Here is a 20,714-nt window from a genome sequence, read left to right on the forward strand (position 1 = left end):
TCACCCTACTTCCCCGCCACCGCACCACCGCTGGTAAACACCCGCACATCCGCCGACAGTCCCGCGATCATCTCGCGCGCCGGTTTCTCGTCGAACGCGATCCGCACCGGCACCCGCTGCGTCACCTTGACCCAGTTGCCCGTTGCATTCTGCGCCGGCAGCACCGAAAATTCGCTGCCGGTCCCCGCGCCGATCGTCAGCACATGCCCGCGCACTTTCAGCCCCGGATAGGCGTCGAAGCTCACCTCGGCGCGCTGGCCGACGCGCATATTGGCGAGGTCGGTTTCCTTGAAATTCGCCTCGACCCACGGACGCCCGGTATCGACAAGCGTCACCGCGGGCAATCCGGCGACCATCATCTGACCGATTTGCAACCGGTCCGATTGCGCGACGCGCCCGGCGCTCGGCGCGCGCACCGTCGTGCGGGCAAGGTTCACCTGCGCTTGCGAGCGCTGGACGCGCGCGGCCTCGACCTGCGGATTGACCCCGCTCGATGGACCCGCCGCGAGTTTTGTCCGCGCCTCGGCCGCTGCCGCCTCCGCCTGCCGTACCCGTTCGCGCGCCTGCGCGACCGCGTGGCGTGATGCATCATAGGCGGCCTTGGTGGTGAAGCCCCTTTCCATCAGCGCCGCTTGCCGACCGAAATTGACCTCGGCAAATTTGACGTCTTCGCGCGCTGCGGCGATGTCGACGCTCGATGTGTTGGCGCTCGCCGACAGATTGCCGACCTCGACTTCGGCCGCGTCGATCGCGGCGCTCGCCTGCGCGACGGTCAGCGCATAGGGTTCGCCGTCGATGCGGAACAACAATTGACCCTTCGCCACCTGCTGGCCGTCGCGCACGGCGACTTCGGTGATCCGCCCGCCGACCTCGGCCGCGACCGACACCTTGTCCATCTGGACATAGGCATTGTCTGTCGACACCGACCCGCCGCTCGTCAGCCACCAGCCGGCACCGCCGGCGACCAGGGCCAGCGGCAGGCCGAACATCAGCAGGCGTGTGCGCCGGCTCGTCGTCGGCGCGGCCTCTCCTGCCCCCGTGGCGGGCAGCGGATCGGCTTTTGGCGCAGCCTTGGGCGGCGCGGCATCTTCGGTTTTGGGGCGCGCGGGGGAGAGCTGGTCCATCAGGCGGTCTCTTTTTCTTTTTGGCATATGCGGCGTGACAGATTGGCGCGGACGCGTTCGACCAGCGTGATCAACTGGTCGCGCTCGGCCGCGCTCAATCCTTCGGTGGCTTCGGCGGTCAGCGCGTCGGCGGTCTCGCGCATCCCGCCGAGCAGATCACCCGCGCGCGTCGTCAGATATAGGCGCCAGGCGCGGCGGTCGGCGGGATCGGCGCGGCGTTCGACCATCTCGGCCTCGACCAGCCGGTCGACCATGCGCGACAGGGTGATCGGCTCGACCTCGATCAGTTCGGCGAGCGGTCCCTGACGGATCCCCTCGTGCCGTTTGAGGTAGGTGATCAGCCGCCACTGCAGCGCGGTGATGCCGCTGTCGCGCGTGCGCGCGTTCAAAGCGCGCCGGAACAGCCGCGCTGTGTCATTCAGCAGGAATCCGATCGTTTCGTTCATGGACTAAGATATAATAGCAATTGCTACTATATTCAACGACAAATGCGATGTGCGCTCGGACCCCGGACCGGACCATGTCCGCCAACGCCAACCTGCGGCATCCGCCGGGGAGGCTCTTCGGAGCTGCCATTTTCTTTTCCGCGGCAGTTCGTGCTAGGCCGACGCCAGGGACGTCATCGTATTGACGGATATCTTGCCAAGAGCCGCCTCACTCAACGGGACCGACTTTTCATGGCCGATGAAATCGAACTGAAGCTCGAGCTGGCGCCTGCCGACGCAGACCGGATCATTGCGTCGAAGCTGTTCGGCGAAACCGCAAAGGTCGCCGACCAGGTCTCGACCTATTTCGATACCGCCGGCAAGGCGGTGGCGAACGCTGGCTTTTCGCTTCGCATCCGGCGCACAGGCAACACGCGCATCCAGACCATCAAGGCTCATGGAGCTCATTCGGCCGGGCTCTTTGCACGCACCGAATGGGAGCGACCGGTCGACAATGATGTCCCCATCCTCGACTATGCGACCCCGCTGCCGACCGTCATCGGCGATGACGCCGACAAGGTCACGCCTCGGTTCATGGTGAAGGTCGAACGGTGCAAATGGCTTATCGAAGAGGACGGAACGACAATCGAGGTCGTTCTCGACCGCGGCGAGGTGAGCGCAAGCGGTCGGTCGGACCGCATCTGCGAAATCGAACTCGAACTGAAGCTGGGTGACCCGGCGGCGCTTTTCGGTCTTGCGCGCAAGATCGGCGCGATCGCTCCGATACGCCTCGGCGTGCTGACCAAATCGGAACGCGGCTACCGGTTAGAAGAGCCGGATCTGGAGAGCGTCAAGGCCGAGCCGGTCGTACTGAGAGCCGATACCAGCGCGGCCGAGGCGTTCAAGCGCATCGTCCAATCCTGCATGCGCCAATTCCGGCTAAACGAAGACCTGCTCCTTTCGAGCCGCAATCCAAATGCGCTTCATCAGGCGCGTGTCGCCATTCGCCGGTTGCGCTCGGCCTTTTCGATCTTCAAGCCGATGATCGGCGACGACGGCGCGGGTTTGCGCGAAGAACTCAAATGGCTTGCGGAGGCCCTTGGCCAAGCCCGCGATATCGACGTGTTGCTGGAGCGGGCGCCGCCCGGCGCCCTGCGCGATCGCGTCATGGCAGCTCGCGAAAAAACCTATGACCTTCTGTTGGAGACGCTGGCGGATCACCGGGCGCGCATCGTTATGCTGAACATTGCGCATTGGCTCGAACAGGGTCGATGGACCGGCAGCGATGGCGGAAAAGTTGACGAAAGTGAACCCGCACGCGCATTCGCCGCGAGCGCGCTCGCGCGCTTACGGCGACGTATCAAGCGGCGGGGCAAAGGGCTTGCGACCGTCGATGAAGAGACGCGGCACGAGGTGCGAAAGGACGCAAAAAAGCTGCGTTATGCGAGCGAGTTTTTTGCTTCCTTGTTTGATGGGAAGCGTGCGCAGCGGCGTCAAAAACGCTTTGTCGTCGCACTCGAAGGGCTGCAGGATCACCTCGGGGCGCTCAACGACCTCGCTACTGCACCGCATCTATTGGAGATGCTCGGCCTCGTTGAGCAGGATGGCGCGAGTGAGCTTCTCGCCAATGATTCCGGAAAGATGAAATTGCTTGCGCGCGCAGAAGTTGCACATGACGAGTTGTTCGACACCAAGCGCTTTTGGTGATCGTGGGCGGCCACTGCCTTCACCGGACGCTGCCAGGGCTCGCAATGCTCCTTGGGTGGGGCGGTGCTGGTTTGCGAGCCCAACTGGTCTAGATGCGTAAACGTCTTCTGGTTCAGATCCGCCCCCATCAGAGGCTTGGCACAGCCGCGATGTTCGACGACATCGACACCGAACTACAAACCCGTCTCGACAGCCTGGTCAAGGCGTTGGAAGACAGGATCGACGCTGCCCTATCGAGCGACGACGTATTGGCAGAAAACGCTGGCGTCCTCCGCTCCATCCCCGGGATCGGCCCAGTGGCCAGCACAATGCTGATCGCCGAAATGCCCGAGTTTGGTACCATTACCGGCGAAGAAGATGCTGCTCACACGGGGCTGGCTCCCATGGCGCATGAGCGCGGAACCCTGCGAGGAAAACGGGCTATTGCAGGCGGACGCCGTGCCTTGAGACATGTGATGCTCCAGGCGGCCCTCGTCGCTGCACATCACATTACAATCATGAAGACCTTCGCAGATCGTTCGCGAAAAGCCGGAAAGCCCCACAAGGTCATCATAATCGCTGTCGCGCGAAAACTGATCATCCTTGCCGACGCCCTGGCCAAAACCCGGCAGAAATGGGCGCCGTCGCCAATCTGACAGATACAGTTGCAAGAGATCCCCGGCGTGTCGCTGGTCAGTTTAAGATTGCGGCAGGGACAAGTTGCGGATCGGACCAATCACTTGTTCACGCCCTTGCCGCGCGTCCGCCGTTCCGGCAGGATGGCGCGATGACATTGATCGCCGACCTCTTCTGGTCCTTCCGTTCGCCGTACAGCTACCTTGCTATCGGCCGTTACCGGGCGCTCGCCGCCAGCCACGACCTGACGATCAACCTGCGCCCCGTCTATCCGCTCGCGATCCGCGAGCCGGAATTTTTCGAGCGCAACCACCCCAATTGGCTGAGCTACACGATGCGCGATATGATCCGCGTCGCCCAGTTCCACGGCATCCCTTTCGGCCCCCCGCGCCCCGACCCGATCGTGCAGGATCTGATGACGCGCGAAATCGCCGCCGAGCAGCCCTACATCTATCGTCTCACCCGGCTCGGTCAGGCGGCGTCGCGTCGCGGCAAGAGCCTGGCGTTTGCGCATGAAGTGGCGCAGTTGATCTGGGGCGGCGCGCGCGACTGGCACCTGGGCGATCACCTCGCCGGCGCCGCGCACCGCGCCGGACTTGATCTGGCCGAGCTGGACGCAGAAGCCATCGACGACGCCCCGGCGCTCGACAATGAAATCGCCGCCAATCAGGTCGCGCTGGAGATGGCCGGTCATTGGGGGGTGCCGACCCTGGTGTTCGATGGCGAGCCCTTTTTCGGGCAGGACCGCATCGACATGGCGAAATGGCGGATGGATCAAAAGGGTCTGCGGCCGCGCTGAACCTGCTTGCCCAACGGGCAGCCACAGGGGCATAGCTGGGGCATGACGATCGAACCCCTTTTTTTTCAGGCACGCGACGGTGTGCGGCTGGCGTGGCGCGAAACCGGCGAGGGCAGGCCGCTGATCCTGCTGCACGGCCTGTTTTCGAGCGGCGAGGTCAACTGGATCAAGTTCGGCACAGCCGCGCGGATCTCTGATGAAGGCTACCGGGTGATCATGCCCGACCTGCGCGTCCACGGCTCGAGCGAGGCGCCGCACGAGGAGGATCGTTATCCCCCCGACGTGCTGGTTCGCGACCTGGAGGATCTGGTCGCGCATCTGGATCTCACCGACTTCGATCTCGGCGGCTTTTCGCTCGGCGCGCGCACCAGCGTCCGCGCGGTCGTCGCGGGCATGAAGCCGCGCCGATTGATTTTGGGCGGGATGGGGCTGGCCGGGCTCGCCGGCTGGCAGAGGCGCGGGGCGTTCTTCCAGCGCGCGATCGCCGAATATGAGACCGCCAAGCGCGGCGACGACACCTGGTTGTCGATCCAGTTCATGAAGACGATGAAAGTTGATCGGATCGCCGCGAGGCATTTGCTCGACAGCTTCACCGATACGCCGCCCGAGGCGTTGGCCGCGCTGACGATGCCGGTGCTTGTCGTGTGCGGCGAACAGGATCAGGACAATGGCTTGGCGCCCGACCTAGTTGCGGCGCTCGCCGATGCCGAGCTTGCGACGATTCCCGGCACCCATATGTCGAGCGTGACCCAGCCCGAGCTGGGCGAGGCCATCGCAGCGTTCCTGACCGCTTGACCGCGCCGCCGACGCGGTCCAAGTTTCTGCCATCGCGCCGCAGAGCGCCGTCAGATCATTCCAGAGGATCCATCCCATGAAAGCCATGATTTCAAGCCTGTCGCTTGCCTTTTCGCTCGCGGTCGCCGGCCCCGCCGTCGCTGCGGAGCAGAAAGCCGCGGCGCCCGCAGCCAAGGCCGAGAAGCTCACCGCCGCCGACGCTGATGCCTTCATCGCCGCCGCCGAAAAGGACCTGTTTGACTATACCGTCGAGGCGAGCCAGGTGAATTGGGTCAACAGCACCTATCTGACCGAAGACACCGATGCGATGGCATCGCGGATCAACGCCGTGGGCACCGAAAAATCGGTCAAATATGCACTCGAAGCCGCCAAATATGCGAATGTTGCGGGGCTGAGCGCCGATACCAAGCGCAAGCTCGACATCCTGCGCACTGGGTTGGTTCTGCCCGCGCCGACCAAGCCCGGCGCGGCAACCGAGCTCAATCAGATCGCGACCGACCTGCAGTCGCAGTACGGCAAGGGCCGCGGCATGCTGGACGGCAAGGAAATTTCGGGATCGGACATCGAGGCCGAGATGGGCAATATCGAGCGGACGCCGGCGCAGCTCGCCGAAATGTGGACCAGCTGGCACGACAATGTCGGCGCGCCGATGAAGGATGACTATGCGCGCATGGTCGGCATCGCCAACGAGGGCGCCAAAGAACTGGGTTTCGCCAACACCGGCGCGATGTGGCGTTCGGGATACGACATGTCGCCCGAGGATTTCGCCAAGACGACCGAGCGTTTGTGGCAGGAAGTCAAGCCGCTCTACATGGCGCTCCACACCTACACGCGCTGGAAACTGAACGAGAAATATGGCGACGCGGTGCAGCCCAAGACCGGGCCGATCCGCGCCGACCTGCTCGGCAACATGTGGGCGCAGGAATGGGGCAATATCTACCCGCTCGTCGCGCCCGCGGGGTCGGGCGACCTTGGTTATGACGTCGGCGAGCTGCTGACCGCGCAGGGCAAGTCGCCGCTCGACATGGTCAAGGCGGGCGAGAATTTCTATTCGTCGCTGGGTATGGCACCACTGCCCGAAACCTTCTGGAAGCGGAGCATGTTCACCAAGCCCGCCGATCGCGAGGTTGTCTGTCACGCGTCGGCATGGGACGTCGACAACAAGGATGATATCCGCATCAAGATGTGCATCAAGGTTAATGCCGACGACTTCACGACGATCCACCACGAGCTCGGCCACAATTATTACCAGCGTGCCTATAACAAGCAGCCGTTCCTCTACCTGAACGGCGCCAACGACGGTTTCCATGAGGCGATCGGCGATTTTGTCGCACTGTCGATCACGCCGCAATATCTGGTCGACATCGGGTTGCTCGACAAGGCAAAGGTGCCGAGCGCCGACAAGGACACCGGCCTGCTGCTGCGGCAGGCGATGGACAAGGTCGCCTTCCTGCCCTTTGGCCTGCTTGTCGACCGCTGGCGCTGGGGCGTGTTCGACGGCACGATCAAGCCCGCCGATTACAACACCGCATGGACCCAGCTGCGCACCCAATATCAGGGGATCGTCCCCCCCGCTGCGCGACCCGCGAACGCCTTCGACGCGGGCGCAAAATTCCACATCCCCGGCAACACGCCTTACACGCGATATTTCCTCGCGCGTATCCTGCAGTTCCAGTTCTACGAGGCGGCGTGCAAGCAGGCGGGCTGGACCGGGCCACTTCATCGCTGCTCCTTTTATGGCAACAAGGAGGTCGGCGCGAAGTTGACCGCGATGCTTGAAATGGGTGCATCGAAGCCGTGGCCCGACGCGCTTGAAGCCTTTACTGGCAGCCGCGAAATGTCGGGCAAAGCGATGGCCGATTATTTCGCGCCCCTGAAGACGTGGCTCGACGAGCAGAACAGGGGCAAGCCGCAGGGGTGGTAAGCGGATCGTCCGCGCCCGCCGGTTTCGATCGTGCGCGCTATCTCGACCGGATCGGCGCCACGGCGCCGGTTCGGGCCGATTTGGCGGCGCTCGGCTTCCTGATGCGTGCACATCTGGACCGCGTTCCGTTCGAAAACCTCGACGTGCAACTCGGCCGCGTCCCGCCGGAGACGGTCGACGACATCTTTGACAAGGTGGTCAATCGTGGACGTGGTGGTTGGTGTTACGAGGTCAACACGCTGTTCGGCGTCCTCCTCGCCGATCTGGGCTATGCCGTCACCCGGCTGAGCGGCGATGTGCGGCGCGGCGGCGACGTTGCCGAACGGCCGGGCAATCATCTGTGCCTGCGCGTCGATCTCGATCGGGCCTATCTGGTCGATGTCGGTTTCGGCGGGTCGACCACCACGCCGATTGCGATTGAGCGCGGCAGAGTCGTCGACGGCCCCTATGCGATCCACATGGTGCAGGTCGCCAGCGATCGCTGGACCTTCGACGAAACGGTCGGCGAAGGGGCTTCCTTCGGGTTCGATTTCACCACCCGACCAGCGGATGAAGGCATATTGGCCGCAATGCGATCGGCGCTCGCGTGTGAAGACTGGTCGCCGTTCGTCCAGAATCTGGTGATGCAGCTACGCCGCGGCGATACGCACTGGACCCTGCGCGGCCGGGTACTCACCCAGCTAACGCCTGACGGAAAAACGACGCGCTTGCTGGAATCGGCCGATGAGATGGCGGCGGTCGGGCGCGAGGTCTTCGCAATCGAGTTGCCCGAGGTCGCCCGGTTGTGGCGCCGCGCCGCCGATCGCCATGATCAACTGTTTGGTACCGGCTGACCCGGCACCCGGGTTTTGGCTTCAGCCGACTGTTTGAACTGCGCGAGCCTGGCGCTCGCCGCCGCGGCGTGGGGGCCGATCCAGCGGTCGTGGATGTCCTGGATCGGCATCGCGTTGAGGTGATTCCAGCGTTCGCGCCCGCGGCGTTCGGCGATGATCAGCCCCGCATCTTCCAGCACTTTGAGATGTTGCATGACAGTGCATCGGTCGATGTTGCCGAAGTTGCCGCACAGCGTGCCCGTGGTGAGCGGCTGATCCTTGAGCGTGTCGAGGATCTGGCGTCGGATGTGCGATGCCAGGGCTTTGAAAACTTGATCATATTCTGCATGGATTGACATGTTATAAATATATAACATAATGGCAGACCAATCAAGCGGAGAATGTCGATGGAACTGAAATTTCGAGTCGCGGCGCGGATCGCGAAGCCGGTGCATGAGGTGTTCGAGGCGGTCGCGGACCCCGCGCAACTGTCGGAATATTTCACCACCGGCGGCGCCAAGGGACGGCTGGAAACCGGGGCGACGGTCACGTGGGATTTCCACGACTTCCCCGGCGCTTTCCCGGTGTATGTGATCGAGGTCGTCCAGGACGAAAAGATCGTGCTCGAATGGCAGGCGAACGAGGGTGAGGCGCCGAATGTCGCGGACGGCGAACTGAAAGACGCCGATTACCGGACCCGGGTGACGATGAGCTTTACCGGTCTCGACGACGGCCGGACGCTGGTCGAGATCGCCGAGGAGGGCTGGCGCGAAAATCAGGGCGCGCTAGGCGCGAGCTATGGCAATTGCCAGGGCTGGTCGCAGATGCTGTGCGCGCTGAAAATTTGGCTCGAGCATGGCATCAATTTGCGCGCCGACATGTACAAATGATCAGGCGTTGCGCGCCATCAGCCCGCCGTCGACCGGGATCACGGCGCCGGTGATATAGCTCGCAGCGGGGAGCACGAGGCTGAGCGTGATGTGCGCGACTTCGTCGGGCTCACCATAGCGGCGGAGTGCGGTGCGCCGCTTGGCAAAGACAATCTTGTCGGCATCGGCGACCTTGTCGGTCATGCCGGTGCGGATTGGGCCGGGACAGATGCAGTTGACCGTGATGCCGTCGCGGCCGAGATCGACGGCAAGGCCGCGTGTCAGCCCGACGACCCCCGATTTGGCGGCGACATAAGGCGTATCGCCGGGCGTCGCGCCCAGCCCCTCGGTCGAGGCGATGTTGACGATCCGCGGCGCGTCGCTCCGGCGGAGCCACGGCAGCGCGGCGCGCACCATAAGCTGGTGCGCGGTCAGCATCACCGCGATCGCGCGGTGCCAGATCGCATCATATTCGTCTTCGGCGTCGAGCGGGCAAAAGCTCGACACGCCGGCGTTATTGATCAGGATGTCGATGCCGCCGAAGGCGGCGGCGACGTCGGCGACCACGCGCTTGATGGCGTCGCCGTCCGAGACATCGAGGGCGAAAGCTCTGGCGTTGGCGCCCGCCTCGGCAGTGACACCTTCGCAAGCGGCGAGGTCAAGGTCGGTGACTGCGACCCTCGCGCCTTCGCTCGCGAGCAGCAGCGCCGTCGCGCGGCCCATGCCGCTGGCGGCGCCGGTGACGATGGCGACGCGCCCCGCGACGCTACGCGACCGGTCGGGCGCGATCGTCAACGGAAGGGCGGCTCGTTGAACGCGCGCAACTTACGGCTGTGGAGCTTGGCACCTTCGTCGCGCATCGTTTCGCACGCGCGGATGCCGATCTGGAGATGGGCGGCGATCGCTTCTTCGTAGAAACGGTTCGCCTGTCCGGGCAGCTTGAGTTCGCCGTGCAGCGGCTTGTCGCTGACGCACAGCAGCGTCCCGTAGGGCACGCGGAAACGGTAACCCTGCGCGGCGATGGTCGCCGATTCCATGTCGATGCCGATGGCGCGCGATTGCGAGAAGCGCAGCGCGCTGTCGGTGTAGCGCAATTCCCAGTTGCGGTCGTCGGTGGTGACGACGGTCCCGGTGCGCATGCGCTTTTTGAGGTCGGCGCCCGTCGCGCCCGAAACCGATTCGGCGGCGCTGGCGAGCGCCTGCTGGACTTCGGCGATCGGCGGGATCGGGATGGCGACGGGCAGCACCGCGTCGAGGATATGATCGTCGCGCAGATATGCGTGGGCGAGGACATAGTCGCCGATACGCTGGCTGGGGCGTAGCCCGCCGCAGTGGCCGATCATCAGCCACGCCTCTGGCCGCAGCACCGCGAGATGGTCGCAGATCGTCTTGGCGTTCGACGGGCCGACGCCGATATTGACGAGGGTGATGCCGCCGCCGTCGGGCGCGATCAGATGATAGGCGGGCATCTGGTGCCGCCGCCAGGCGCTGTCGGCGACAAGCGCACTGGCGTTGACGCCGGGCTGGTCGACGTAGAGCCCCGCGGCGCCGGCGAGTGCGGTATAGCGGCCCTGTCCGACCTGCGCCGCCGCCCACGACACGAATTCGTCGACATAGCGATGATAGTTGGTGAACAATATGTAGCGTTGGAAATGTTCGGGCGCGGTGCCGGTGTAGTGGCGGAGGCGCGCGAGCGAGAAATCGGTACGCAGCGCGTCGAACAGCGCGAGCGGCTGCGACGCCGTTGGATCGGCGCCGAACAGACCGTCGGCAAGCTCGTCGCCGATATCGGCAAGCTCGGTGGTCGGGAAATGGCGCGCGAGTTCGAGTGGGGTGACCCCGCCCATGTCCGATCCGTCGCTGGCATCGAGCACATAAGGGAAGGGGATCTGCTGCCCGGTGCGCGTGACTTCGAGCGTGATGTCATAGTGGCGCGCGAGCAGGCCGAGCTGGTCGCGCAGATATTCGGCGAAGAGGTCGGGGCGCGTCACGGTGGTGACAAATTCGCCCGCGCGCTCAAACTGGCCAAAGGCGAGATTATGCCCCTTTTGCCCTTCGCGCTGTTCGCCGGTGGTGGTCAGGCGGATCGCCGGATAGTCGAACAGCCCCGTCGCCGCGGCATCGGCCGGCGGCAGGGTGCGATCGCGGACATAGGCAGCGATGGCGTTTTTGAGGTTGGTGACCGAGGCGCGGAACCTGTCTTGCAGTTCGGCGATGACCTCTTCGACGAGGGCGGTAGGGTCGTCGATGTCGGGGCTATGCGATGATGATGTCATCGGGGCGGTGTTGCATGAAAATGTGACAAAAGGGAAGGGGTCGATCTTGGACGCCCTCTCCTTCAGGCGAGGGCGGCGAGACTGGGCAGCTTGCTGCCCAGTCGCAGCGGGGGGGCCGCGAGGTGACGCAAGGCCGCTGGCCCCACCCCGTTCGACCAAAGGCCGGCAAGAGCCCGACCAAGTCTCGCACCCCTCCTGAAGGGCAGGGGTGCGACATTGCTTACAGCTGTTCGAGCATGTGATCCGCGCTCGACACCTTGAACTCGCCGGGCGCTTCAACGTTGAGCTGTTCGACGACGCCGTCATTGACGATCATCGAGAAACGCTGGCCGCGTTTGCCCATGCCGAACGCCTTGCCGTCCATGGTCAGGCCGACCGCTTCGGCGAAATCGCCGTTGCCGTCGGCGAGCATGGTGACGCTCTCGCTGGCATTGCCGCTCTTGCCCCATGCGCCCATCACGAACGCGTCATTGACCGCGGTGCAGACGATTTCGTCGACGCCCTTGGCCTTCAGTTCGGCAGCCTTGTCGACGTAGCCCGGCAAATGCTTGGCCGAGCAGGTCGGGGTGAAGGCGCCGGGGACCGAAAACAGCGCGACCTTGCGGCCCTTGAAATAATCGGCGGTGCTGACCTGTTCGGGGCCGTTTTCGGTGACCTTTACAAAGGTGGCGTCGGGCAGCTTGTCGCCGGGCTGGATCGTCATGGTCGGCATCCTTTTCGTTGAGGGGATTGTGGTGGGCGAGACATTGGGTCGGGCGGGGCGGGAGTCAAGGTTGGCGAGGGGGTGGGGGTTGGGATTTTGGCGGGATTGGTGGTTGGCGACCCAAATTTCCTTCCCATCGCAAGTCGATGAAGAGGATTGGCTAGGTCTGCTTGCTACCCCAAAACCGTCGCCCGATCGCCAAAGATGCTGGACCACCCCGCCCCACCACTGCATGATAGCGCGATGGACACAGACCCCATTTGGTTCACCGGCCAGCTGCTGCTTGCGCTCCCCGGCATCGGCGATCCCCGCTTCGAGCATTCGGTGATCGCGATGATCAGTCACGACGAAGAGGGCGCGATGGGGATCGGGATTTCCGATCCGATGTCCGGGATGACCGTCGGCGCGGTGCTCGATCAGCTCGAAATCGACCATGACGATCCGCTCGAACAGCCGGTTTTCGTGGGTGGGCCGGTCGAGCCGTCGCGCGGGTTCGTGCTGCACAGCATGGATTGGGGCGGGCAGGAAGCGGTGCAGGTCAGCGATCGCTGGATGGTGTCGAGTTCGCACGACATCTTGCGCGCGATCGGCGAAGGGCGCGGCCCGTCGCGCTGGCTGGTGGCGCTGGGTTATGCCGGATGGTCGCCGGGGCAGTTGGAGGGCGAGATGGTCCACCACGGCTGGCACGTCACACCGGGCAGCGACACCCTGTTGTTCGACACGCCGCCCGCCAAGCGGTGGCAGGCGGCGTTTGCCGAAGCGGGAGTGGACGCCCGCTTGCTGACAACCGAGGGTGGTGAGGCGTAATCTTCAAATTTCCGCCGAGGCATGTTTAGGCCGCAAAAGATCCGTTCGGCCTGAGCGTGCCGAAGGGCTGTCCTTTCTTTCGGCGTCGGAAAAAAAAGAACCGTGCTTCGACAAACTCAGCACGAACGGCTGATAGATTAGCGCGCCAGCGCCAGCTGCGGGCGCCCAGCCGCAAGGTTGGCGCGCGCGGTGCGGGCGGCCCAGCGCGAATCGACATAACGCCCGTCGGCGAGTTCGAGGTCGTAGCGGATCGGGCTGGCGAGTGCCGCGTCATAGGCGGCGGCGGCGTCACTGGTGCGACCCAGGCGAGCATAAGCGGTGCCGAGATTGATGAGGCGCGATGGATCACGGGCGTCGAGAATGGTGTCGCCGGTCAGTTTGGCGACCGCGGCATGGTTGTCGCCGGCGCGCAGCTCGGCATAAGCGACCGGCAGCGCGGTCGAATCGGCCTGCGGCCCCGTCACCACGATGATCGATTGGGCGCCAGCCGGCGTGGCAAAGGCCAGTGCGACCAGCGGCAGCAATATTTTTTTCATCTCTCTATCTCCCCGAAAACTTTAGCCGATTTTCTGCCCCATCAGCAGAAAAGTCAATGTTTTCGGCACTTTGTAACACTGGTGTCACAATAGCCGATTATGCTTATCGCATGGCGCATTATAAGTCAGGATTTTCAGAATCTTGGCGTTGCCGACTCGATGTCACAATTTCGCGGCCCCGAGTGTCACAATTGCGCGTGTAGAAAAAAAATTTCGCCCCGGTGCATCATGCGCCAGCGATTCGCGCGCTCGCGGCGTTCGGCAGACCGCGCGACAATTGCGATATAAAGAAAAGTTTATATTTGATCCTGGGGGCGCTTTGAGCTAGGGCGCGCAACATAATTACCCTATTTTCGGGGCCGCTCGCCTGCGGCCGATACTCGCCTACAGGAGACACACCGTGGCCACTCTCGCCGCCGATACCCGTGATTATGTCGTTGCCGACATCGCGCTTGCCGACTTCGGTCGCAAGGAAATCAACATCGCCGAAACCGAAATGCCGGGTCTGATGGCGCTGCGCGAAGAGTTTGGTGCGTCGCAGCCGCTGAAGGGCGCGAAGATCGTTGGTTCGCTGCACATGACCATCCAGACCGCGGTGCTGATTGAGACGCTGACCGCGCTCGGCGCAGAAGTTCGCTGGGCGACGTGCAACATCTTTTCGACGCAGGACCATGCCGCCGCCGCGATCGCCGCGACCGGCGTGCCGGTGTTCGCGGTGAAGGGCGAAAGCCTCGCCGATTATTGGGACTATGTCGGCCGCATCTTCGACTGGGGCATCGAAGCGGGTGAAACCTGCAACCTGATCCTCGACGATGGCGGCGACGCCACGATGTTCGCGCTGTGGGGCGCGAAGCTCGAGGCCGGGCAGACGATGCCGGCGCCCGAGAATGAAGAAGAGATCGAGATGCAGCGTGCGCTGAAGGCGTTCGTTGCCGCGAACCCGGGTTACCTGACCAAGACGGTCAAGGCGATCAAGGGCGTGTCTGAAGAGACGACGACCGGCGTTCACCGCCTGTACCACATCGCCAAGAAGGGCGAGCTGCCTTTCCCCGCGATCAACGTCAACGACAGCGTCACCAAGTCGAAGTTCGACAATCTCTATGGCTGTAAAGAGTCGCTGGTCGACGCGATCCGCCGCGGCACCGACGTGATGCTCGCCGGCAAGGTCGCCACGGTCGCCGGCTTCGGCGACGTCGGCAAGGGCAGCGCACAGAGCCTCCGCAATGGCGGGGCGCGCGTCCTCGTCACCGAAATCGACCCGATCTGCGCGCTACAGGCGGCGATGGAGGGCTTCGAGGTCGTGACGATGGACGAAGCCGTCAAGCGTTCGGACATCTTCGTCACCGCGACCGGCAACGCCGACGTGATCACCGCCGAACATATGGCGGGTATGAAGAATATGGCGATCGTCTGCAATATCGGCCACTTCGACAGCGAGATCCAGATCGCGGCGCTCGCCAATTACAAGTGGACCGAAGTGAAGCCGCAGGTCGATCTGGTCGAATTCCCCGATGGCAAACAGATCATCATCCTGTCGAAGGGCCGCCTGGTCAATCTCGGCAACGCGACCGGCCACCCGAGCTTCGTGATGTCGGCAAGCTTTACCAACCAGACGCTGGCGCAGATCGAATTGTGGACGCGCAGCGAGCAGTACGGCAACGACGTTTACGTTCTGCCCAAGCATCTCGATGAAAAGGTCGCGGCGCTGCACCTCGACAAGCTGGGCGTGAAGCTGAGCCAGCTGACCCAGAAGCAGGCCGATTATATCGGCGTGCCGGTGGCCGGGCCGTTCAAGCCCGATCACTACCGCTATTGATCGCGGCCACTGCGGTGGATTTTGCGGCCCGCTCCCGACGAGGGGGCGGGCCGTTTTCGTTCAGCGCGCGAGCCGACCCAGCGTGTCGCGCAGCGGTCCCAGCCATTCGGCATAGGGTTTCCACACGTCCATACCGTCGCGGTTGAGCGGGCGGCGAACCTGCTCGCTCGACGGGGTGCGGACAACGCGGTCGAGCTTGTGGAAGTCGAGCAGCGCCGGATCCCATTTAAGGCCGAGATAGGCGAGCGCCGGGCGCAACTCAGCTTCGGGATCGGCAACCATCGCCCCATAGTCGATATGGTGGACGAAACCTCGGCGCGACGCGGTCGAGGTGCGCCATCATCCGCACATAATCGACATAACATTGGCCGATGTCGGTGAGGCGGAACGACGAGGCGTGGACGCGTGAGAAATTGTGGGTGAAATTGGAAAAGCAGCAGTCCATCGCCGGTCGCCGGATGTCGAGAAACCTCGCTTGCGGCAGAATACGCTGCAGAAACAGGACGTTGTTCCAATTGTGTGGCAGTTTGTCGACGAAGTAGCGACGGTCCGTCTTGCGGTGCAACGCGGCGCGGCGCAGATATTCGCGCCCCATCGCCGCCGCCGCTTCCGTAAGGTCTGCGCCACCAGTTGCGGAACGGTGACGCGGCCGTGCCGGGTCGCCATCTCCATAACCCCGCGCAGGATCGACGGTGCATAGGGGAGCTCGCCGACCGGCTCGATCGCGGGATGCGCCGCCAGCATCTGTTCGAGCAGAGTCGAGCCCGAGCGCGGCAGGCTGACGATAAAGATCGGCACCGCGTCGCCGATCGGTCGTCGCCGTGCAGCGAACGCAGGAACGCGCCATCGACGCGTGCTTCGATCTCATCGATCTCGGCGGTCAGCTCGCGCGGCGTCATATGCGATCTCCTGCGCCCGCAGGCGGTTCGCGGCGCTCGTAATGGTCAAAGGCCTGGCGATAATCACCGCGATCATGCAGCGCGCGCGCCAAGGCGAAATGCAGCGGTGCACTATTGCGCACGTCGATCGCGACCTTGATGCCGCGTTCCATGGCCGCGATGTCGCGGTCAGTTAGCACCCGACTCTTGATGCTCGCGAGGCTCCACCAGCCGTCGCCGAACGCATAGTCGATTTCGACCGCGCGGCGATAAGCGGCGATGGCGGCGTCGACATCGCCTGCGGAGCGATGGCCGTGGCCAAGCGCCACCCAATAGGATGGATTATCGCCATTGCTGCTTGTCAGCTCTTCGAAGATCGCCCGCGCTTGTTCATTGCGACCGAGCTTGTCGAAGATATGCGCCCGCATCGCCCAGGAGAGCGGGTTCATCCTGCTCCTGCTGTAGCGATGCGAATAGCGCATCCGCCTCGTCGAGCCGGTCCTGCTGATTCAACACCGATGCGAGCTGGCGCCGCACGTCGCGGCCGTGTCGACCCGCTGCGATCGCGCGGCGGAGGAAATGCTCGGCCTGACCGAGCGCGCCGAGGAGCATCGCAATTTCACCGATCTTTGCAAGCCCCTGCGGCTCCTCGGGATATTTGCGCAAATGCGCCATGACCTGTTGGGCGGCTTCTTCGAGTCGGCCGGCAGCGGCGAGTTCGGATGCTTTGCCGAGCAGGAGAAAGGCGGTTATGGTGCCGGAGGAGGCGTGGAAGTCATCGCGTCGATTCTTCATTCATACCCGAGCAGCGCGCGCAGACCGGGGGCTTGATAGTCGACCAGCGACCGGTGGCGTTCGCCCAGCGTTTCCGGAAAGTCGAGCGACACTCCGGTTAGATTCTCGCGCGCCGTGCCGCTCTGGCCGCGATCCGAGCCGATGCGAACACGCTCGCGCCAGTCGTCGGGGCGCGCGATGCCACAGGCGTCGAGCAGGCCGTGGAAGAAGTTTCCGGAAGCATCGGTTTCAAGGTCGCCGAGATGAACAACGAGATGTTCGTATTTCACGACATGGACGCGCGCGCCCAGCCACGCTGCGGCGTTCATTTCGTAAATGTCGTTGAGCGACGGCGCCTTGCCCGGGATGCCGAAGATCATCATCGTCAGCAGTTCGTCGGCCCTCAGCGATCCCGGACTTCAGATGGTCTAGGTGTTGCACCGAAAATTGTTCCGGAAACGAAAAATCGCGCGCGTGCGATCACCCAGTCATAGGGGTCGCGATAGAGCAGAATGCGCCGCGCGGATGCGGTTTCGATTGCGGACGCGTCCGCGAAAAAGAGATGGCCCCAGCTGAGCATCGGGATGTGCTGCGTCGAAGGCGGCGCGGTGCTGCTGAAGCGTCGGCCATTGGATGAAGTCGCGCGCATATTGTTGGTCGAGCGGCACAAACATGCGGATGATATTGCGCAGCAGGTGGCTGCCGCTTTTGGGTACGCTGTTGAGAAACACCGGCTGGCGCAGCGGCGCCTGGACGAAGCGGCGGTTTTCGGCGTCGAGCGTGTCGGCTTTCACCGTGACTTCGGGCATTGCGCGTACGGGCTTTCTGCTGCGGCGGAAACGAAAAGGGCGGCATGTCGCCATGCCGCCCAATCCCTGTGCCTGTCAATTCGATCAGAATTTGGCTCTGACGTTAAGGAAGGCGCGACGACCGACAAAGCTGTATTGCGACGCCGCAATCACCGGCCCCAGGGTCGAAATTTCGCCCCGTTGAACACCGACACGCGGGGCGGGCGGGTGTTGAACAGATTGCTGATGCCGGCCGTGATCTCAAACCGTCCATCGGCAATCTCCTGCGTGGCCGAGATGTTGTGATAGAAGGTCGTCGGCGTGGTAAGGTCCGGGCAATAGCGGCCGTAGATGGTGCCGAATTGATGCAGGTGTCGCCATTGGCTTCGATCGAAATCCGTCGACGTCCGACGTCTTGCCGATCACGTTGATGCCATAGAAGATGCTGAAGCCGCCGGCCGACTGCCAGTTGAGGCGGAAGTCGCCGATCCATTTCGGCGACCCGGCCTCGCCATTGTCCGAGGTCGCGACCGACGTCGGCAACAGCTGGAAATCGTCCTTCGTCTGCCACGTCATGTCCGCGGTGAGGCTCACGCGGCCGAGTTTCCCGAGGTCGTGGCGGATATTTACGGCCACGTCGACGCCGCTGTTGCGCTGACGCGCAATGTTGACGAACTGGTCATAGACCTCGCTGATCGCGAAAGCATCGCCGGTCTGGCCGCGCGTGAACAGATTGCACAGCGGTTCGTTGGCGAAGTCTTCGGAATCATAGCAGCCGAACAAAATGTTAGCGGCCCCGAGCTGCGTGATCTCGCCCTTCACCTTGATGTCGAAATAATCGACCGCAATGTTGATCGACGTGTCGGGCAGGAAACCGAATTTCGGCGTCAGCACGCCCCCGACGACAAGTGCCTTCGACGTTTCCGAATTCAGTTGGCCGAGGCCGCCCTGCGAGAAGGCCGTCGCGGTGATGCTGCCGCCGGTATAGGCCGGCGGAATGCCATCGGCGGCGCAATTGTCGGCGACACGCTGTGTCTTGGTCCCCGTTGGCGAGGCCCTGCTGTCCAGTTTACGCATGGATCGATTGTCCGCGCACGCCGGAAAGCTGGTTTCGTTCGCCAGAAACTGTTCGAACAGCGCCGGGGCGCGGAACGATGTGCCATAGCTTGCGCGGAAACGGAGCACGTCGTTGAGCGCCCAGTTGGCGCCGATCTTGTAGGTCCAGTTGCCGTTGTCGCTGTCCGAGGCGCCGTCCGATGCGCGCGTCGATTTGACGCTCGTTATCCGCGCGGCGGCCGACAGAGTCAGATTCTCGAAGAAGGGCTTGCCCGCGAGTAACGGAACATTGATTTCGCCAAAGGCCTCCTTGGTAGGCCTTGCCCGCGGTGATGCCCGACGCCGAGGAGCCCCACGCGTTCCCCGCAAGCGTGATCTCGCCCGGAACGTCGTTGATCTTGTCGCGGCGGGCGGTGACGCCGACAGCCAGCTGGACAGCGCCGGCCGGCAGCGTGAACAGGTCACCGGTCACCGTCGCTTCGCCCGTTAGCTGGGTGTAGACGGTCTTGCCCTCTTCCCATGAGAAGAGAAAATCCTTCTGAGCTGCTACCGCCGCCGAAGTCGCCGCGCAGGCCGCCGACGCCGCGATAATAATCGACCTTCTGGCTGCTGTCGCTCTGATCGGTGATTGCCGTCGGGCTGATCAGGTTCAGGCCTTCCCATCCCTGGGCCCAGATCGTGCCGGTACCGTAGAGATTGCCAGTGCCGTAGAAGTCGCCCGTCGAGCCGAAGTTCCAGAACTGCCGCCAGCCATTCTGATAGGTCTTGCGGCGGTTAAAGAGGAATTCGCCGAACATTTCGATCGAATCCGTGATCTCGTACGACCCTTCCGCATAGGCGGTGACCAGCGAGGTTTCGGGGATCAGCGACTGCTGTTCGACAAATGGATGATAGCCGTTCTGAATGGCGGTCGAAGCGGCGTTATATCCGGTAGGGAACCAGCCCGCCGGCAGGCCGAAGTCTCCGGGATAAGCCGGCGCACCATAGGTCGGGACGCCCAAGGTTTCGCCGGGATATTGATATTGCATCAGCACCGTCGGACCGCGCGTGGCGCCCGGGGGGAAAGGCGAGGTGTTGAGGCCGGTGTTCGGGCCTCCGGGCCCGTCGAGCTGCAAGTTGTCGGCAAGATTATAGGTCCACACATGACCCCAACGCAAATCTTCGCACTTCGGCTTGCCGGTCCGCGGATCAACGAGGTCGGCCCGGCTGCCGTCTTCGCGGAAGATATAGGCCTCGGGGCAGGCGAGATAGGAGCGATCGCCGCGCTTGAGTTCGTTGACCTTGGTATAGTCGCCCGCGATCAGTATATGGCCGCGGCTGAACGTCTTGCCCCAGATGCCGCTGAGGCGATATTCCTCGCCGCCGCCGGCGAACGGAATTGACACATTGCCGTTGAGTTCGATGCCGTTGGTGTCGGTCTTCGTGATAATGTTGACAACGCCAGCGACTGCGTCCGACCCATAGACTGACGAGGCGCCAGTTTTGAGAATCTGAACATTCTCTGCAATCGATTGGGGCAGCACGTTGAGGTCGAAAGACGACACGCCGAGGTAATCTGGGTCGAGCCGGCCGCGATCGGCGAACTTTGCAGCGTCGAGGCAAGGTCGAACTTGCCCTCCTTCGAGGCGATTTCAGGATCGATCACCGAAATGGGATCGGGGCTGTTGAACGGGGTGACGCTGCGCAGACGCGACCCGGTGACGACGATTGCATCTTCGGGCGCCGTGGTTTCGGTGGCTTCATTTTCGGTCGGTGCGGCCTCTTGGGCCGCGACGGGTGCCGCCATCATGACCGCCATCGCGGAGAGGCTGGCAAAACCCAGAATCCGCCGCGCATGCAGCGACGCCCTGCTCAAATCGTTCATATATCGTCCCCGGTTTTAAGTGCCCCGGTCGCTCCGATCGGTTCGACCGTAGAAAAATGTCAAGCGTTTTCAGCCTCTTCGGGCATTAAACGATTTAACAATGAGGTCAGTTTTTCAAGGCTTTCTTAGCAAGTCAAGACCCCTGG

24 protein-coding genes and 2 pseudogenes are annotated in these 20,714 nt (G+C 63.3%); 9 read left to right on the forward strand and 17 right to left on the reverse strand.

Annotated features, from left to right (window positions below):
• Positions 1 to 5 precede the first annotated feature (5 nt).
• Positions 6 to 1,124, reverse strand: coding sequence for an HlyD family secretion protein (locus IPF76_RS07215; protein ID WP_293841526.1), 1,119 nt, complete (start codon positions 1,122 to 1,124; stop codon positions 6 to 8).
• Positions 1,124 to 1,570, reverse strand: a complete 447-nt coding sequence (locus IPF76_RS07220) for a MarR family transcriptional regulator (protein WP_293841529.1) — start codon at positions 1,568 to 1,570, stop codon at positions 1,124 to 1,126. The genes IPF76_RS07215 and IPF76_RS07220 overlap by 1 nt, the downstream gene beginning before the upstream one ends.
• A gap of 231 nt (positions 1,571 to 1,801) precedes the next feature.
• Between IPF76_RS07220 and IPF76_RS07225 the strand changes: the two genes are divergently transcribed.
• The 6 genes from IPF76_RS07225 (at position 1,802) to IPF76_RS07250 (ending at position 8,222) form a co-directional block, all read left to right on the forward strand.
• The gene (locus IPF76_RS07225; protein ID WP_293841533.1) at positions 1,802 to 3,256 is read left to right on the forward strand and encodes a CHAD domain-containing protein; all 1,455 of its coding nucleotides are present in this window, start codon (positions 1,802 to 1,804) and stop codon (positions 3,254 to 3,256) included.
• A gap of 149 nt (positions 3,257 to 3,405) precedes the next feature.
• The gene (locus IPF76_RS07230; RefSeq protein ID WP_293841536.1) at positions 3,406 to 3,891 is read left to right on the forward strand and encodes a transposase; all 486 of its coding nucleotides are present in this window, start codon (positions 3,406 to 3,408) and stop codon (positions 3,889 to 3,891) included.
• Between the two features lie 131 nt (positions 3,892 to 4,022).
• The gene (locus tag IPF76_RS07235; RefSeq protein WP_293841539.1) at positions 4,023 to 4,670 is read left to right on the forward strand and encodes a 2-hydroxychromene-2-carboxylate isomerase; all 648 of its coding nucleotides are present in this window, start codon (positions 4,023 to 4,025) and stop codon (positions 4,668 to 4,670) included.
• 42 nt (positions 4,671 to 4,712) lie between these two features.
• Positions 4,713 to 5,465 carry an alpha/beta hydrolase gene (locus IPF76_RS07240; protein WP_293841542.1) on the forward strand — a complete coding sequence of 251 codons (753 nt, stop codon included), beginning with the start codon at positions 4,713 to 4,715 and terminating at the stop codon, positions 5,463 to 5,465.
• Between the two features lie 76 nt (positions 5,466 to 5,541).
• A complete protein-coding gene (locus IPF76_RS07245) occupies positions 5,542 to 7,389 on the forward strand; it encodes a M2 family metallopeptidase (protein ID WP_293841545.1) in 1,848 nt (615 codons plus the stop codon).
• The gene (locus tag IPF76_RS07250; RefSeq protein ID WP_293841548.1) at positions 7,383 to 8,222 is read left to right on the forward strand and encodes an arylamine N-acetyltransferase; all 840 of its coding nucleotides are present in this window, start codon (positions 7,383 to 7,385) and stop codon (positions 8,220 to 8,222) included. Before IPF76_RS07245 ends, IPF76_RS07250 begins: the two co-directional genes overlap by 7 nt.
• Here the strand turns inward: IPF76_RS07250 and IPF76_RS07255 are convergent.
• Positions 8,201 to 8,560 (reverse strand): helix-turn-helix domain-containing protein, encoded by a 360-nt coding sequence (locus IPF76_RS07255; RefSeq protein WP_293841551.1) that lies wholly within the window; start codon positions 8,558 to 8,560, stop codon positions 8,201 to 8,203. The two genes, IPF76_RS07250 and IPF76_RS07255, sit on opposite strands and share 22 nt — an antisense overlap.
• Before the next feature lie 48 nt (positions 8,561 to 8,608).
• Between IPF76_RS07255 and IPF76_RS07260 the strand changes: the two genes are divergently transcribed.
• Positions 8,609 to 9,091, forward strand: coding sequence for an SRPBCC family protein (locus IPF76_RS07260; protein WP_293841554.1), 483 nt, complete (start codon positions 8,609 to 8,611; stop codon positions 9,089 to 9,091).
• Here the strand turns inward: IPF76_RS07260 and IPF76_RS07265 are convergent, their stop codons facing one another.
• The 3 genes from IPF76_RS07265 to IPF76_RS07275 all read right to left on the reverse strand — a co-directional run bounded on the left by IPF76_RS07265 (position 9,092) and on the right by IPF76_RS07275 (position 12,049).
• Complete coding sequence (locus IPF76_RS07265; RefSeq protein ID WP_293841557.1) at positions 9,092 to 9,865, reverse strand: SDR family NAD(P)-dependent oxidoreductase; 774 nt, start codon at positions 9,863 to 9,865, stop codon at positions 9,092 to 9,094.
• Positions 9,862 to 11,346: an AMP nucleosidase gene (locus IPF76_RS07270; RefSeq protein WP_293841560.1), complete on the reverse strand. Its 1,485-nt coding sequence runs from the start codon at positions 11,344 to 11,346 to the stop codon at positions 9,862 to 9,864. The genes IPF76_RS07265 and IPF76_RS07270 overlap by 4 nt, the downstream gene beginning before the upstream one ends.
• Before the next feature lie 220 nt (positions 11,347 to 11,566).
• Positions 11,567 to 12,049, reverse strand: a complete 483-nt coding sequence (locus tag IPF76_RS07275) for a peroxiredoxin (RefSeq protein WP_293841563.1) — start codon at positions 12,047 to 12,049, stop codon at positions 11,567 to 11,569.
• Between the two features lie 243 nt (positions 12,050 to 12,292).
• Between IPF76_RS07275 and IPF76_RS07280 the strand changes: the two genes are divergently transcribed.
• Positions 12,293 to 12,856 (forward strand): YqgE/AlgH family protein, encoded by a 564-nt coding sequence (locus IPF76_RS07280; protein WP_293841566.1) that lies wholly within the window; start codon positions 12,293 to 12,295, stop codon positions 12,854 to 12,856.
• Positions 12,857 to 12,993: 137 nt separating this feature from the next.
• On the opposite strand, the gene IPF76_RS07285 is transcribed toward IPF76_RS07280, so the two are convergent.
• Positions 12,994 to 13,392 (reverse strand): hypothetical protein, encoded by a 399-nt coding sequence (locus tag IPF76_RS07285; RefSeq protein ID WP_293841568.1) that lies wholly within the window; start codon positions 13,390 to 13,392, stop codon positions 12,994 to 12,996.
• A 400-nt stretch (positions 13,393 to 13,792) separates the two neighbouring features.
• On the opposite strand from IPF76_RS07285, the gene ahcY reads away from it, so the two are divergent.
• Positions 13,793 to 15,208, forward strand: a complete 1,416-nt coding sequence (gene ahcY, locus IPF76_RS07290; protein WP_293841571.1) for an adenosylhomocysteinase — start codon at positions 13,793 to 13,795, stop codon at positions 15,206 to 15,208.
• Between the two features lie 60 nt (positions 15,209 to 15,268).
• Here ahcY and IPF76_RS07295 read toward each other — a convergent pair whose 3' ends face one another.
• The 10 genes and pseudogenes from IPF76_RS07295 to IPF76_RS07335 form a co-directional block, all read right to left on the reverse strand.
• Complete coding sequence (locus tag IPF76_RS07295) at positions 15,269 to 15,490, reverse strand: hypothetical protein (RefSeq protein WP_293841574.1); 222 nt, start codon at positions 15,488 to 15,490, stop codon at positions 15,269 to 15,271.
• Positions 15,468 to 15,842 (reverse strand): annotated as a pseudogene (locus IPF76_RS20720) (sulfotransferase); the annotation flags it as partial. The pseudogene IPF76_RS20720 and the gene IPF76_RS07295, both read right to left, overlap by 23 nt.
• Positions 15,843 to 15,880: 38 nt before the next feature.
• Positions 15,881 to 16,006: pseudogene (locus IPF76_RS20725) on the reverse strand (sulfotransferase); the annotation flags it as partial.
• 97 nt (positions 16,007 to 16,103) lie between these two features.
• A complete protein-coding gene (locus IPF76_RS07305; protein WP_293841580.1) occupies positions 16,104 to 16,535 on the reverse strand; it encodes a tetratricopeptide repeat protein in 432 nt (143 codons plus the stop codon).
• Positions 16,477 to 16,881, reverse strand: a complete 405-nt coding sequence (locus IPF76_RS07310) for a hypothetical protein (protein ID WP_293841583.1) — start codon at positions 16,879 to 16,881, stop codon at positions 16,477 to 16,479. Before IPF76_RS07310 ends, IPF76_RS07305 begins: the two co-directional genes overlap by 59 nt.
• Positions 16,878 to 17,243 (reverse strand): hypothetical protein, encoded by a 366-nt coding sequence (locus tag IPF76_RS07315; RefSeq protein ID WP_293841586.1) that lies wholly within the window; start codon positions 17,241 to 17,243, stop codon positions 16,878 to 16,880. The genes IPF76_RS07310 and IPF76_RS07315 overlap by 4 nt, the downstream gene beginning before the upstream one ends.
• 105 nt (positions 17,244 to 17,348) lie before the next feature.
• Positions 17,349 to 17,669 carry a hypothetical protein gene (locus tag IPF76_RS07320; protein ID WP_293841589.1) on the reverse strand — a complete coding sequence of 107 codons (321 nt, stop codon included), beginning with the start codon at positions 17,667 to 17,669 and terminating at the stop codon, positions 17,349 to 17,351.
• Positions 17,670 to 17,909: 240 nt separating this feature from the next.
• The gene (locus IPF76_RS07325) at positions 17,910 to 19,073 is read right to left on the reverse strand and encodes a TonB-dependent receptor (protein ID WP_293841592.1); all 1,164 of its coding nucleotides are present in this window, start codon (positions 19,071 to 19,073) and stop codon (positions 17,910 to 17,912) included.
• A 92-nt stretch (positions 19,074 to 19,165) separates the two neighbouring features.
• Complete coding sequence (locus IPF76_RS07330; RefSeq protein WP_293841595.1) at positions 19,166 to 20,089, reverse strand: hypothetical protein; 924 nt, start codon at positions 20,087 to 20,089, stop codon at positions 19,166 to 19,168.
• Positions 20,005 to 20,568, reverse strand: coding sequence for a hypothetical protein (locus IPF76_RS07335; protein WP_293841598.1), 564 nt, complete (start codon positions 20,566 to 20,568; stop codon positions 20,005 to 20,007). The genes IPF76_RS07330 and IPF76_RS07335 overlap by 85 nt, the downstream gene beginning before the upstream one ends.
• Positions 20,569 to 20,714 lie beyond the last annotated feature (146 nt).

The sequence above is a fragment of the Sphingopyxis sp. genome (genome assembly GCF_016704835.1).
Classification (GTDB): domain Bacteria; phylum Pseudomonadota; class Alphaproteobacteria; order Sphingomonadales; family Sphingomonadaceae; genus Sphingopyxis.

Excerpts from the sequence above, each read along its gene's own strand:
- IPF76_RS07260 (WP_293841554.1), top strand. The coding sequence starts at position 8,609 with ATGGAACTGAAATTTCGAGTCGCGGCGCGGATCGCGAAGCCGGTGCAT.
- IPF76_RS07220 (WP_293841529.1), bottom strand. The coding sequence starts at position 1,570 with ATGAACGAAACGATCGGATTCCTGCTGAATGACACAGCGCGGCTGTTC.
- IPF76_RS07230 (WP_293841536.1), top strand. The coding sequence starts at position 3,406 with ATGTTCGACGACATCGACACCGAACTACAAACCCGTCTCGACAGCCTG.
- IPF76_RS07255 (WP_293841551.1), bottom strand. The coding sequence starts at position 8,560 with ATGTCAATCCATGCAGAATATGATCAAGTTTTCAAAGCCCTGGCATCG.
- IPF76_RS07235 (WP_293841539.1), top strand. The coding sequence starts at position 4,023 with ATGACATTGATCGCCGACCTCTTCTGGTCCTTCCGTTCGCCGTACAGC.
- IPF76_RS07280 (WP_293841566.1), top strand. The coding sequence starts at position 12,293 with ATGGACACAGACCCCATTTGGTTCACCGGCCAGCTGCTGCTTGCGCTC.
- IPF76_RS07310 (WP_293841583.1), bottom strand. The coding sequence starts at position 16,881 with ATGAAGAATCGACGCGATGACTTCCACGCCTCCTCCGGCACCATAACC.
- IPF76_RS07270 (WP_293841560.1), bottom strand. The coding sequence starts at position 11,346 with ATGACATCATCATCGCATAGCCCCGACATCGACGACCCTACCGCCCTC.
- IPF76_RS07315 (WP_293841586.1), bottom strand. The coding sequence starts at position 17,243 with ATGATGATCTTCGGCATCCCGGGCAAGGCGCCGTCGCTCAACGACATT.
- IPF76_RS07245 (WP_293841545.1), top strand. The coding sequence starts at position 5,542 with ATGAAAGCCATGATTTCAAGCCTGTCGCTTGCCTTTTCGCTCGCGGTC.
- IPF76_RS07285 (WP_293841568.1), bottom strand. The coding sequence starts at position 13,392 with ATGAAAAAAATATTGCTGCCGCTGGTCGCACTGGCCTTTGCCACGCCG.
- IPF76_RS07240 (WP_293841542.1), top strand. The coding sequence starts at position 4,713 with ATGACGATCGAACCCCTTTTTTTTCAGGCACGCGACGGTGTGCGGCTG.
- IPF76_RS07305 (WP_293841580.1), bottom strand. The coding sequence starts at position 16,535 with ATGAACCCGCTCTCCTGGGCGATGCGGGCGCATATCTTCGACAAGCTC.
- IPF76_RS07225 (WP_293841533.1), top strand. The coding sequence starts at position 1,802 with ATGGCCGATGAAATCGAACTGAAGCTCGAGCTGGCGCCTGCCGACGCA.
- IPF76_RS07295 (WP_293841574.1), bottom strand. The coding sequence starts at position 15,490 with ATGGTTGCCGATCCCGAAGCTGAGTTGCGCCCGGCGCTCGCCTATCTC.
- IPF76_RS07275 (WP_293841563.1), bottom strand. The coding sequence starts at position 12,049 with ATGACGATCCAGCCCGGCGACAAGCTGCCCGACGCCACCTTTGTAAAG.
- IPF76_RS07320 (WP_293841589.1), bottom strand. The coding sequence starts at position 17,669 with ATGCCCGAAGTCACGGTGAAAGCCGACACGCTCGACGCCGAAAACCGC.
- IPF76_RS07215 (WP_293841526.1), bottom strand. The coding sequence starts at position 1,124 with ATGGACCAGCTCTCCCCCGCGCGCCCCAAAACCGAAGATGCCGCGCCG.
- IPF76_RS07335 (WP_293841598.1), bottom strand. The coding sequence starts at position 20,568 with ATGAACGATTTGAGCAGGGCGTCGCTGCATGCGCGGCGGATTCTGGGT.